Genomic DNA, 11,878 nt, shown 5'->3' on the forward strand with positions numbered 1-11,878 from the left:
TGCTTTTGCGCGCGGAAAAAGGCGTGCTTCCTGTTCACCTTGCCGAACCCCTCCTGGCATGTCCTCTTTCGCGTCTAGCGTAGCGAGAGTCCGGGCGGATCCGCATGACGCTGGCGCTCTTGCGTTCGCCGTACCGATCCCGATCCGCGAGTTAGAGCCTCGCTTCGAGGAGAAAGACAAAAGATGGCTTCCGGTGAAGGGAATCGCTTGATTTACTGTATGAATAAACAGTGTCTTGAGCGCTCCCCCCTTCGTGGCCATCCCTGTTGGCCATCCCAAGGCAGCTCGTCTCTCGAGCTGCCTTTTTCTTTGGCTCAATGGAAATCCCGGCTGCGGACGTCCAGGCCGGTGAGTAGAGGGGTCAGGTCATGCAGGCGCCCGGCGATGACGTGGCGCACCTCGCCGGAGGACTCCAGGATGCCCTCCACCTGCAGCAGCCGGGACTCGAGGAATGGCCGCCTCTGCCGTTCGGCAAGGTCGTGCCGGACCACCACGTTGAGCATGCCGAACTCGTCCTCCAGGGTGATGAAGGTGATGCCGCTGGCGGTCTGTGGGCGCTGCCGGCCGACCACCAGGCCGGCGACCCGTATCGGTCGTCCATGTCCCAGTTTCGCCAGTTCGCGGGAGTCGCGGCAGCGGCGGGCCTTGAGCTGTCCACGCAAGAGTTTCAGCGGATGCGGGCCGAGGGTGGTGCCGAGGAGAGCGTAATCGCTCAGCAGTTCCTCGCCGCGCGAAGGCAGTGGCAGGCTGACCGTGCTCTCTTCGATGACGGTCCCTTCGGCGAACAGCGGCAATTGCGGCTCGACGCTGGCGACGGCCCAGCGCGCCTTGTGCCGGTGTCCGGCGAGACCGCGCAGGGCGCCGGCATCGGCCAGCAACTCCAGGGCCCGGGCGTCGAGCCTGGCGCGTCGGCCAAGATCGTGCACGTCGAGGAACGGCTGGGCCTCCCGGACCTGCTCGATACGCCTGGCATCCTCCTCGCGAAAGCCTCGGATCATCCGCAGGCCAAGGCGTATGGCCGGTTGCGCCTGGCCGAACGGCTCCAGGCTGCAATCCCAACCGCTGTGGCGGACATCCACCGGGCGTGTCTGCAGGGCGTGGCGGCGGGCGTCCTGGAGCAACTGGTCGGGGCTGTAGAAGCCCATCGGCCAACTGTTTATCAAGGCGCAGGCGAAGGCCGCCGGCTCGTGACGTTTCAGCCAACTGCTGGCGTAGGTGAGCAGGGCGAAGCTGGCGGCGTGGGATTCAGGGAAACCGTAGCTGCCGAAGCCTTTGATCTGCTCGAAGATGCGCGCTGCGAAGTCGGCCTCGTAGCCGTTGGCGAGCATGCCCCGGGTCAGCCGCTCGCGGTGGTGTTCCAGGCCGCCATGACGCTTCCAGGCGGCCATCGAACGACGCAGTTCGTCCGCCTCGCCCGGCGTGTAGTCGGCGGCGACGATCGCCAGTTCCATGACCTGTTCCTGGAACAACGGGACGCCCAGGGTTCGTTCGAAGACTTCCTCCAGTTCGGCGGACGGATAGGCCACCGGCTCTTCACCGTTTCGCCGGCGCAGGTAAGGATGCACCATGTCGCCCTGGATCGGCCCCGGCCGGACGATGGCGACCTGGATCACCAGGTCGTAGAACTTCTGCGGGCGCAGGCGTGGCAGCATGGCCATCTGTGCGCGCGATTCGATCTGGAACACACCGATGGTATCGGCGCGGCTGATCATTTCGTAGGTGGCCGGGTCTTCGCTCGGGATACTGGCGATGCTCAACCGCTTGCCGCCGCGCAGCGCGTGGATCAGGTCGAAGCTGCGGCGCAGGGCGCTGAGCATGCCCAGGGCGAGGACGTCGACCTTGAGCAGGCCGACCGCGTCGAGATCGTCCTTGTCCCACTGGATCACCGTGCGTTCGGCCATGCTGGCATTCTCCACCGGGACCAGGGTGTCCAATGGCTGCTCGGAGATGACGAAGCCGCCGGGGTGCTGCGAGAGGTGGCGCGGAAAACCGATCAACTCGCCGGTCAGGGCCAGCACCCGGCGCAGGATCGGACTCTGCGGATCGAAGCCGGCCTCTTCCAGGCGTTCGGCGCTGGGGGCCTGGTCGCTCCAGCGGCCGCAGCAGTTGGCCAGGACGTCGACCTGCTCGGGCGGCAGACCCAGGGCCTTGGCTACGTCGCGCACCGCGCCGGCGCCGTGGTAGGTGCTGACCACCGCGGTCAGCGCCGCGCGCTGGCGTCCGTAGCGTGTGAAAACGTACTGGATGACCTCCTCGCGGCGCTCGTGTTCGAAATCCACGTCGATGTCCGGTGGTTCGTTGCGCTCGCGGGAAAGGAAGCGCTCGAACAGCAGGTTGGTCCGGTCCGGGTCCAACTCAGTGATGCCGAGGGCGAAGCACACTGCTGAATTGGCCGCCGAGCCGCGGCCCTGGCAAAGGATTTCCCGGCCCCGGGCGAAGGCGACGATGTCCTGCACGGTGAGGAAATAGCTTTCATAGCCCAGTTCGGCGATCAGCTCGAGTTCTCTCTCGATCTGCTTGCGGACCTTGGCGCTCGCGCCGTTCGGCCAGCGCCTGGCGATGCCCTGTTCGGTGAGATGGCGGAGCCATGACGCCGGGTCGTATCCGGCCGGTACCAATTCGCGTGGATACTGGTATTTCAGCTGTTCCAGATCGAACCGGCAGCGTTCGGCGATCTTCAGGGTTTCCGCCAGCAGGGCTTGCGGGTAGATACCCTGCAGGGCCTCCAGGGTACGCAGGTGGCGTTCCCCGTTGGGGAAGAGATAGGCGCCGGCCTCGCTGACCGGCAGATGGTTGCGGATCGCTGTCATGCAGTCCTGCAGGGCTCGCCTGCCGCGGGCGTGCATGTGGACGTCGCCGCAGGCCACGGGCGGTAGCCGGAGATGCGAGGCGAGCGCGAGCAGTTTGTCCAGGCGGGCATCGTCATCGGCGCCGCGATGCAACTCGACGCCCAGCCAAAGGCGCTGGGGGAAGCGTTCGCGGAGCCAGGCAGCCTGCACGTCCTCATGGTCGTTCGGCAACCAGATCGCCAACAGGCCGGCGAGCGGCTGTTGCAGGTCTTCGCGCAGCAGCCGGTAGTGGCCCTTGTCGGCTTGTCGCCGGCCGCGGGTGATGAGGCGACAGAGGTTCTGGTAGCCCTCCAGGTCCTCCGCCAGGAGGACCAGCTTGGGCCCCTGTTCGAGGCGGATTTCGCTGCCGACGATCAGTTGTACCTGATGCTCCCGCGCCGCCTGCCAGGCCCGCACGATACCGGCCAGGCTGCATTCGTCGGTGATCGCCAGGGCCCGATAGCCCAGGCGCGCTGCACGGGCGAAGAGTTCCGCGGCGCTGGAGGCGCCGCGCTGGAAACTGAAGTTGGACAGGCAATGCAGTTCGGCGTAGGCGCTCATGCGAACCAGCCATGCAGCCACAGCGGCCCTTCGCTGCCGACCTCGCGATAGACCCAGGCACGTTGTCCGCTGCGGGTTTCCACCAGGTAATAGTCGCGGCGGATGTCTTCGCCATCCCACCAGCCCGACTCGATCCGCTCCGGGCCGGCCAGCACGGTGGGCAAGGCCTCGCCGAGGGGGCGTGGCTCCGCCAGCAGCCAGCCGGGGCGGAGGCCGCAGGCTGCCGGCGATTGCGCCCTGTCGCAGCTGTGCGGCCGCCAGCTTCGCTCCGGACGGTGTTCGGCGACGGCGCTCAGGCCCTGTACCGCCTCGTCGCCCAGCCGCGCGCGCAGGCGTTCCCGCAACTGTTCCCAGCCGAGATACTGCTGTGGGCGCTCGTCGAACAGTTCGCGGTGCTGCGGCGTGAAAGGAGGCAGCTCGCGGGCCTCCAGGCGCACGGCATGCACGGGGGCGGGCAGTTGCAGCTGTTCGAGACGGCCGCGGGTCAGTTCGAAGAGCATGGCCGCCTCGCGTTCGGCGCTGAGCAGGCCGACCGTGACCTGGCTGTCGGCGCGCCCGTGATGTTCCAGGTGCAGGGTGAAGCGCTGCACGCCGCTGTCGCGTCCGGCGAGAAAGGCGGCGAGATCGGCGCTCAGCCGTCGCAGGGGGAAGAGCAGGGCCTGGTGCGATTCCACGTCGAAATTGAGTTCGATGCGCAGGTCGAAGGTGTCCGGCGGCCGGTAGTGCTCCAGCGCCAGTGGGCTGCGGCCGCAGAGGCGGTCGATGTGCAACAGCAGTTCGGCCGGGAAGCGACGGGCCAGGGCGGCGCGCGGCAACTCGAGGACCTGGCGCAGATAGCGCAGTCCCATGCGTCCGAGGGCGACAGCCAGCTCCCGCGAGAGTCCCAGGCGGTCCAGCGGAAGGGCGGACAACTGGCGTTGCAGCGCTGTCTCGTCCTCGATGGCCAGGCCGTCGTGGCTGTTCGCCAGGACCCTCGCCGCCACCGGGTTCGGCGCCAGGCACAGGCGATGGCGGAAGCCCAGCGCCGTGAGTTCCTTGCGCAAGCGGGCCTCGAAGCGTGGCCAGGGGCCGAACAGGGCAAGGCTGGACTGCACTTCCAGCAGCAGCGCACGCGGATAGTGCAGGCTGACCTGCGAGCTGAAACCGTAGGCCCAGGCGGCGAGGAAGGCCTGCCAGCGCTCCACGGCGGCGAGGTCGTATTCCGCCGTGGCGAAGTCCCGGCTCAGGGCCTGGGCGGCGATCAGCGATTGACCGGGCCTCAGGCCGAGCGCGCGTGCCGCTGGGTTGACCGCCTGCAACTGCCGGCGCTGCGCTGGGCCGCCGAGCAGCGCCAGCGGTGCGTCGGGATTGCTCCGTTGACGCAGCGCGCTGTCCATGGCCAGTTGCGGCAGGAGAATGCAAGCCCAGAGCATGGCCGCCTCATTGCCAGGCGCTGGCTGGCAGGGCGGTCGCCGGCGCGAGGCCGCCCCGGCACTTGAGGATGCGCAGGCGTGGGGGGCGGGTTTCGATGCACAGGCGTAGCGCTGCCGGCGAAGGGTTGACCGCTTCGCGCAGGGGGCGATAGGCGAAACCCAGGGCCTGACCGCTTTCGGCGGCGACCTGGAGGCGGCGCAGGGCGCGGTCGTCGGCCTGCTGCGGCCAGCACAGCACTGCGGCGCAACTGCCCGAGCGCAGGCACTGTTCGGCAGCCCACAAGGCGTCGCGTCCGCTGGCCTGCAACAGGACCAGGTGGCGCAGGTCGACCGCGGCGGCCAGCCAGGCCTGCGGATAAGGTACGTAGGGGGCGCCGACCAGGACGACACGACGTTGCGCCTGGGTCAGGCGAGCGAGGGTCGGCATCAGTAGTTGCAGTTCGCCGACACCGTCGCGGGCATGGAGGATTTCGCTCAGGGCATGCTCCGGCCAACCGCCGCCGGGCAGCAGTGCGTCCAGGCGCGCATGCCCGGTGGGCAGGGAAGCGCCGGCCGGTACGGCGGACTGGCCTTTCCAGATCCTACGCGCGTCGAGCAGCGCACTCAGCGCTATGCCATTGCCTCGTCCGGCGACGGCTGCGGGTGGGGAGATGTCGGCTACGGATGAAAGGGAGGCCAAGGAAATAACTCGAATGCTGTATGTAAATACAGTATTTGCTGTAGTCCTTTTCTGGTCAATGGCAGTCGGTCGGCATCCTTTCATGTGACACTGAGATTCAATAACGAATATAATTGAGAATCGTTATTGATCCTGGGCGCGCTATGTCGGCCCAGTGCGTTCCGTCCCTCGAAAGGAATTCCCCTATGGATACCCTGGCCCCTGAATCCACTCGGCAAAACCTGCGTTCGCAACGCCTCAACCTGCTGACCAACGAGCCGCACCAGCGCCTGGAGAGCCTGGTGAAAAGCAAGGAACCCTTCGCCAGCCGGGACAATTTCGCCCGCTTCGTCGCCGCCCAGTACCTCTTCCAGCATGACCTGGAGCCGCTTTATCGCAACGAAGCGCTGGCCCGCCTGTTCCCCGGCCTGGCTTCCCGCGCCCGCGACGACGCCGCTCGTGCAGACCTGGCGGACCTCGGCCATCCGGTACCGGAGGGCGACCAGAGCGTGCGCGAGGCCGACCTGAGCCTGGCCGAGGCACTGGGCTGGCTGTTCGTTTCCGAAGGTTCGAAGCTGGGCGCTGCGTTCCTGTTCAAGAAAGCCGCCGCGCTCGAACTCGACGAGAACTTCGGCGCCCGCCATCTGGCCGAGCCGGAAGGCGGCCGCGCGCAAGGCTGGAAGAGCTTCGTGGCGATCCTCGACGGCATCGAGCTGAACGAGGAGGAAGAGCGCCTGGCCGCCAAGGGCGCCAGCGATGCCTTCAATCGTTTCGGCGACCTGCTGGAGCGTACCTTCGCCTGAGGGGCGTTCCTTGTCCTTTGATCGGCGGCCAACCTCGCCGACGACGATTGCCCCGGCCTGGTTGCCGGGGTTTTTTGTCTTGCGCCGCCGGCCAGGAACGCGGACCTGCGGAAGCCCTTAGCGAGGCGGCCGCTGCGCTTCCACTGAGTTGCCGAACGAGGTGCCCAGGCGAATGCGCGTCGCCGATTGGTTGTACAGGCCGAGCTGGTTTGGCGGACGCCGGACGATGGCGGCGGAATCCAGCTCCTGTTCGCGGCGGGCCCTGGCCGCGCTGTCAGGATCGGCCATCTGCTGGCTCAGGCATTCATAGGACAAAGCCTGGTAGCCGTTGACCTCGGTGTTGATGCAGTTCGCCGGCGGCGTCGGCTCGTCGGCCAGGGTGGCGTTCATGGCCAGGCCCAGGATCAGGGCCGGCAGAACCTGCGATGAACGGTGCATGGCGATTCTCCCGCGCTGGGATGGTGGTTTCCCGCTTATACGGCAATCGGTGAAAACATGTCACCGCAGGTACCGTCACACCACAGTCACACAGTGCCATCAGGATGTCCCTCCTGGGTGATGGCCATCTGGCCTGAACCGGGTAGTTCGGACTGGAATCCGTTGATGTCGATCCTCGGGGTGGCAAGGTCGTGCGCAGTGTCGTTGCTCGGTCTCGGCATGCTGCTGCCGGCGTCCGGCGCCGTGCCGGGCGATGGCGGCAGGCCGCCGTTGCGCCTGGCGGTGCACGCGTTCGATATTCCTCCGCAGAGCCTGGCATCGGCGCTGGTGACCTACAGCGGGGTGACGGGAATGGCGGTTCTGGTGGATGGCGAACTGGCCCGTGGACGGCGCTCGGCCCGCTTGCAGGGGCGCTTCACCGCCAGCGACGCCCTGACCCGACTGCTCGGCGGAACCGGCCTGATGGCGCGCTACACCAGCCAGGAAGCGTTCACCCTGCTGCCGGCGCAGGCCGTCAGGAACGCTGCGCCGCTGCCGGCAGAGATGCCGAAGGTCGAGCAGCCGCTGGATCGGCGCTACGCGGGAGCGGTCCAGGCGGCGCTGGAAGAACAGTTGTGCCGCTCGCCGCGCACTCGTCCGGGTACCTATCGCGCGGTGCTGCAACTCTGGATCGGTCGCTTCGGCGAGGTTCGCCACAGTCGCCTGCTCGGCTCGACCGGCGACCCGCAGCGGGACAGCGCCCTGGTGGAAAGCCTGCGCGGCGTGCGGGTGATGCAGGCGACGCCCGCTACGCTGGCCCAGCCGCTGACCATCCTGTTGCTGCCGAAGACGACGGGCAAGGCCATGGAATGCAAGCTGACGGAGGGAGTGGGAGGGTCATGAGCGATTCGCGGCAAAGCGCGATGGTGAAGCTGTTCCTCGCCTCCTACGACGACTTCAAGGCGCGCCTGAAACGGCGCCTGGGCTCCGAGGACCTGGCGTGCGACGTGCTGCACGAAACCTACCTGAGAGTCGACCGGCTGGATGATGCCCTGGAGGTCAAGAAGCCCCAGGCCTACCTGTTCCGTATTGCCCTGAACATTGCCGCCGACCGCCGCGAGGGCGACGCCCGCCTGCTCACCGGGGAGGAGGTGGCGGAACTGTTGCAGGTGGCCGACGAAGGCCTCGACCCGGAGCGCATCGTCGGCGGTCACGCCGAGATCCGTCGCCTGCTGGAGGCGCTCTGCGAACTGCCGGCGCGGCGTCGGCAGATTCTCATCGCCTCGCGCCTGGAAGAGACGCCGCATGCGGAAATCTCCCGTCGCTTCGGCATTTCCACCCGCACCGTGGAGAAGGAACTCAAGGCCGCCCTGTGGTTCTGCGCGGAGCGCCTGGAAAGAAAAGTCATCCAGAGGTTCGGTCCCGGGGCCGGAAAACCGTCATAAGCATAAGCAGGTGGAAAACCGCCGCCATATCCCTCCCATGAGCCATTCCGGTGTCCGTACAGCACAGTCATGACAGCCTCAGACTCCGCCGCCGATGAAACCGGCGACCTTCGCCACGAAGCGCACGCCTGGGTGATCAGCCTGACCTCCGGACGCGTCACCCAGGGCGAGGCGCGGGCCTTCCGCCAGTGGTGTGCGCGCAGCCCGCAACACCTGCGAGCGTTCGTCGAGGCGCGCGATCTCTGGCAGGTACTCGGCAGTGCCGCCGCTCTGCCGCTGGAGCTGCCGGCCGTGGCGCAGATCGCGCCGAGGCGTTTCGGTCGTCGCTGGTTCGTCGGCGGTGCGCTGGCCGCCTCGGTGGCGTTGTTCGTCTTGCGCCCGTCGCTGCTCGACCATGGCCTGGGCGGCGCCGACTACGTCACGGCGGTCGGCGAGCAACGCCAGGTGCAGGTGAGCGGCGAGACGCGGATCGAGATGAACACCCGCACCCGCCTGAACGTGCGGCGCAATCAAGAGCAGCAGGAAACCATCGAACTGCTCGGCGGCGAGGCCGAGATCATCGCCAGCCACCCGCCGCAGAGCAGCCTGCGGGTGATGGCCGGGAGCGCTTGGCTGAGCGCCAGCCGGGCCCGCTTCAATGTGCGCAGCAGCGGTGACGTTTGCGTGGTGACCTGCCTGGAGGGCAGCGTGCGGCTCGAACACCTCGGCCAGCGCCTGGACCTCCAGGCCGGCCAGCAGCTGACCTTCGACGAGCGACGCAACGGTCCGCCGGTGCCTTTCGACGTTGCCGAGGTGATGGCCTGGCGCGAGCGCATGCTGGTGTTCAACGACGTACCGTTGGCCACGGTGATCGACGAAATCAACCGCTACCGTCCCGGCATGCTCCTGCTGCTGGACAAGGCCCTTGGCCGACGCCGGGTCCAGGCCCGTTTCAGCCTCGATCAACTGGCCGACGTCGCGACCCTGATCCGCGATGCCTATGGCATCGAGGTCACCCGCCTGCCGGGCGGGGTGGTGCTGCTCGGCTGAGCCACCGCTTCATTGCAGGGCCACCACCCGTCGATAGCGCTCCACGCCGTTGCGGGTGACCCGCGCCAGGCTGATCTCCAGTCCGCTGGCGCGGACTTTGCTGCGTGCTGGCAGGCGCGTCCAGCCCTTTCCCGGCACCCAGGCACGGATCTCGAACCGACTCACGTCGTCCAGCACAGCCACCCGCTCCGCCAGCGGCGGCAACGGCAGGCGGTCGCCGCTGGGCGAGGCGGCGCGGTAGAGGACCTTGCCCTGTCGCCACCAGCGCACGCGCTGCAGCGGCGCGCCTGGCTCGGTACTGGCGCGGACGATGTCCAGGCGCAATGGGATCTCGCTCAGGCGCTTCAGTGCGAGTCCGGGCGGCAGGCTGTCGCCGGCCCGGATCGGCTCGTCGCCGCTGGGCAGGCCGGTCTCCTCCCGGATGGCGCTGTGCAGGGCGATGTCGCGCTCCAGTTGGTTCAGCGCGCGCAGTAGCGCGGCGCCCTGCTCGGTGCTGTCCTCCAGGTGCGCGCTGGCCCGGGCGATGCTGTCCAGGCCGCGCCAGGCCATCAGGCTGACGATGGCCATGAGCATGATCGCGACCATCACCTCGATCAGGGTGAAGCCGGCTTGCCGGCGCCGCGTCGTCGCGCGTTCAGCGTACCCGGACATGGCCGTTCGCCTCGCGCAGCACGGTGACGCTGTGTTGGCCGTCGGAGAGCGTTATCCGCAACGGCGCGCCGATCCATTCGGCGTCCAGCAACACCGGTCGCGGCGGGCGCACGCTGACCCGCAGCGGCGCGGCCTGCCAGTCGCGCGCGCGCAATTCGGTGTCGGCGGCGAAGGCGTCGGTCTTGCCGCGATAGGCCTGCGGGCTGAAGCGATAGCCCTTGGCGCTGGGCTGCCAGAGGATCGGCGTACCGCGTACCCGCGCTTCGCCCTGGGCTATTTCCAGCAACCGCGCCAGGCGCGCGGCATCCTGGCGCAGCAGGCCCGTCGGGTCGGGGCGGGCGCTCAGGCTGATGGCCGCCGTGGCGATGCCGACGATTACCAGCACCACCATCAGTTCGATCAGGGTGAAACCGCCTTGCCGGGGTCGCCTCACCGGATGCCGCTCCGCGAAGAGAGAGGTTTCCAGAGTGCCCGACGAAGATGATCGGCGTGTGAAACATAACGGAGAGAATTCCGCGCTAGGCTGGTGCCGGGGCGCCGTTCGTGGCGCCCGTCGCCCATACGCCAGGAGAGCCCGCCATGCCGGCCATGCCCCGTATCGATCCGCCCCGCCTGGTCCAGTTCGCCGCCGTGCTGGCGATCCTCGCCGGCCTGCTGTTCTGGGGCTATCTGTTGCTGGCGCCGATTCCCGGCGTGGTCCAGGCCGATGTCGCCGACGTTCCGCCGCCCAGCGGCGAGGACGCCGCTCAACGCTGGTTCGCGACGCCTTCCAGTGAGGTCGAGGTGCAACTGGCGGGATTGATCAGCGGTGGTCCCGCGGCGATCGCCATCCTCTCGGTGAACGGCGCGCCGGCCCAGGCCTATCGCGAGGGCGAGGTCCTGGCACGTGCGGCGAAGGTGCGGCGGATCGAGGCCGACGCGGTGCTCATCGAGCAGAACGGCGAGGTTCGCCGGGTGGCCATGCAGCGGCTCGCCGAACCGCCGCCGCTGGCTACCCTCAAGCGCGGTTGAGATCACCGGGAGCGGCTCAGCAGGGTGTTCAGGCGCGCCAGCGGCACCGCCTGTTCGCGCTGCGTGCGCACACGGATTTCCACCCACAGTAGCGCGGGGTCGTCGGTGGCCTCGACGCGTTGTTCGCAGTACAACCGCAGGCGGCCCTGGGAGCATTCGAAATCGCTGTTTCCCGGAGCCGCGCCGACGCCCAGGCGTAGCTCGGCGAGCCGGCTCTCCGCTGCCAGCAGGGCCAGCGACTTGTCGCGCAACAGACCATTGCCGTCGGTCATCAGGCCCACCGCGCGGATCGCCGCGGCCAGGGCGATGGCGACGATGGCCAGCGCGACCAGCACTTCGATCAGGGTGAAACCGCGGGAAGACAGGCGCGTGGACATCGCGGAAAGGTCGGCGAAAGGGGACTTCCAGGCTAGCCGGGAAATCTGACCGATCCCTGACAAAAGCTCGGGAGGGCGCCCCCGCGAGCCATCCCCGGCGCCTGCCGGAAAGCCCGGCTCCAGGGCCTTGCGGGCGCCTCCGGAAGAGCGGCGCACCCGAGGATTTTCAATATCGTTGACATATCTTCCTGAAACAATCCGCGGCGAATCGAACCATGCCGAGGAGTGTCGAGATGGATGTCGTGCAGTTCAGCTCCAGCCCGAAAGGACATCGGGGACAGCGGGGCTTCACCCTGATCGAGATCATGGTGGTGGTGGTGATCCTCGGCATCCTCGCCGCGATGGTGGTGCCCAAGGTGCTCGACCGTCCCGACCAGGCCCGCGCCACCGCGGCGCGCCAGGACATCTCCGGGCTGATGCAGGCGCTCAAGCTCTACCGCCTCGACCAGGGCCGCTATCCGAGCCAGGCGCAGGGCTTGAAGGTGCTCGCGGAGCGCCCTGCCGATGCCTCGGCGAGCAACTGGCGCTCGTACCTGGAGCGCCTGCCCAACGATCCCTGGGGCAAGCCCTACCAGTACCTGAATCCCGGCGTGAACGGCGAGATCGACGTGTTCTCCCTCGGCGCCGACGGGCAGCCGGGCGGCGAGGGCATCAACGCCGACATCGGCTCCTGGCAGCTCTGAGCG

At 67.9% G+C, this 11,878-nt stretch carries 13 protein-coding genes; 6 read left to right on the forward strand and 7 right to left on the reverse strand.

The annotated features are described in order from the left end of the window. Positions 1–314 precede the first annotated feature (314 nt). From dnaE2 to imuA, 3 genes are read right to left on the reverse strand one after another with little or no spacing between them, the layout of a single operon-like run. The gene (dnaE2, locus tag HMPREF3014_RS20130) at positions 315–3,410 is read right to left on the reverse strand and encodes an error-prone DNA polymerase (protein ID WP_073647890.1); all 3,096 of its coding nucleotides are present in this window, start codon (positions 3,408–3,410) and stop codon (positions 315–317) included. Continuing rightward, the gene (locus HMPREF3014_RS20135; protein ID WP_023087780.1) at positions 3,386–4,801 is read right to left on the reverse strand and encodes a Y-family DNA polymerase; all 1,416 of its coding nucleotides are present in this window, start codon (positions 4,799–4,801) and stop codon (positions 3,386–3,388) included. Before HMPREF3014_RS20135 ends, dnaE2 begins: the two co-directional genes overlap by 25 nt. A gap of 7 nt (positions 4,802–4,808) precedes the next feature. Further along, positions 4,809–5,414 (reverse strand): translesion DNA synthesis-associated protein ImuA, encoded by a 606-nt coding sequence (gene imuA / locus HMPREF3014_RS20140; protein ID WP_031627677.1) that lies wholly within the window; start codon positions 5,412–5,414, stop codon positions 4,809–4,811. Between the two features lie 251 nt (positions 5,415–5,665). On the opposite strand from imuA, the gene pigA reads away from it, so the two are divergent. Continuing rightward, complete coding sequence (gene pigA / locus HMPREF3014_RS20145; RefSeq protein WP_003085321.1) at positions 5,666–6,262, forward strand: biliverdin-producing heme oxygenase PigA; 597 nt, start codon at positions 5,666–5,668, stop codon at positions 6,260–6,262. A 117-nt stretch (positions 6,263–6,379) separates the two neighbouring features. Here pigA and HMPREF3014_RS20150 read toward each other — a convergent pair whose 3' ends face one another. After that, positions 6,380–6,700, reverse strand: a complete 321-nt coding sequence (locus HMPREF3014_RS20150; RefSeq protein ID WP_003116538.1) for a hypothetical protein — start codon at positions 6,698–6,700, stop codon at positions 6,380–6,382. 165 nt (positions 6,701–6,865) lie between these two features. On the opposite strand from HMPREF3014_RS20150, the gene vreA reads away from it, so the two are divergent. The 3 genes from vreA (at position 6,866) to vreR (ending at position 9,153) form a co-directional block, all read left to right on the forward strand. Next, entirely contained in the window at positions 6,866–7,582 is a 717-nt protein-coding gene (gene vreA / locus HMPREF3014_RS20155) for a TonB-dependent outer membrane receptor VreA (protein WP_003120815.1), read from the forward strand. Continuing rightward, on the forward strand, positions 7,579–8,124 hold the full coding sequence (gene vreI / locus HMPREF3014_RS20160) for an RNA polymerase sigma factor VreI (RefSeq protein WP_003085329.1): 546 nt from the start codon (positions 7,579–7,581) through the stop codon (positions 8,122–8,124). Before vreA ends, vreI begins: the two co-directional genes overlap by 4 nt. 69 nt (positions 8,125–8,193) lie before the next feature. Beyond that, positions 8,194–9,153, forward strand: a complete 960-nt coding sequence (gene vreR / locus HMPREF3014_RS20165) for an anti-sigma factor VreR (protein ID WP_023087779.1) — start codon at positions 8,194–8,196, stop codon at positions 9,151–9,153. Between the two features lie 9 nt (positions 9,154–9,162). Here the strand turns inward: vreR and HMPREF3014_RS20170 are convergent, their stop codons facing one another. Both HMPREF3014_RS20170 and gspH read right to left on the reverse strand, forming a co-directional pair. Then, a complete protein-coding gene (locus HMPREF3014_RS20170; RefSeq protein WP_003120814.1) occupies positions 9,163–9,804 on the reverse strand; it encodes a PulJ/GspJ family protein in 642 nt (213 codons plus the stop codon). Next, on the reverse strand, positions 9,788–10,237 hold the full coding sequence (gene gspH / locus HMPREF3014_RS20175) for a type II secretion system minor pseudopilin GspH (protein WP_003106853.1): 450 nt from the start codon (positions 10,235–10,237) through the stop codon (positions 9,788–9,790). Before gspH ends, HMPREF3014_RS20170 begins: the two co-directional genes overlap by 17 nt. Before the next feature lie 146 nt (positions 10,238–10,383). Here gspH and HMPREF3014_RS20180 point away from each other — a divergent pair, with 146 nt between their 5' ends. Continuing rightward, on the forward strand, positions 10,384–10,815 hold the full coding sequence (locus tag HMPREF3014_RS20180) for a type II secretion system protein N (RefSeq protein WP_003120813.1): 432 nt from the start codon (positions 10,384–10,386) through the stop codon (positions 10,813–10,815). A 2-nt stretch (positions 10,816–10,817) separates the two neighbouring features. Here the strand turns inward: HMPREF3014_RS20180 and gspI are convergent, their stop codons facing one another. After that, a complete protein-coding gene (gspI, locus tag HMPREF3014_RS20185) occupies positions 10,818–11,192 on the reverse strand; it encodes a type II secretion system minor pseudopilin GspI (RefSeq protein WP_003085347.1) in 375 nt (124 codons plus the stop codon). 233 nt (positions 11,193–11,425) lie between these two features. Between gspI and gspG the strand changes: the two genes are divergently transcribed. Further along, complete coding sequence (gspG, locus tag HMPREF3014_RS20190) at positions 11,426–11,875, forward strand: type II secretion system major pseudopilin GspG (protein ID WP_003085349.1); 450 nt, start codon at positions 11,426–11,428, stop codon at positions 11,873–11,875. Positions 11,876–11,878: the final 3 nt, after the last annotated feature.

The sequence above is a fragment of the Pseudomonas sp. HMSC065H01 genome (genome assembly GCF_001815235.1).
In the GTDB taxonomy this organism is placed as follows: domain Bacteria; phylum Pseudomonadota; class Gammaproteobacteria; order Pseudomonadales; family Pseudomonadaceae; genus Pseudomonas; species Pseudomonas aeruginosa.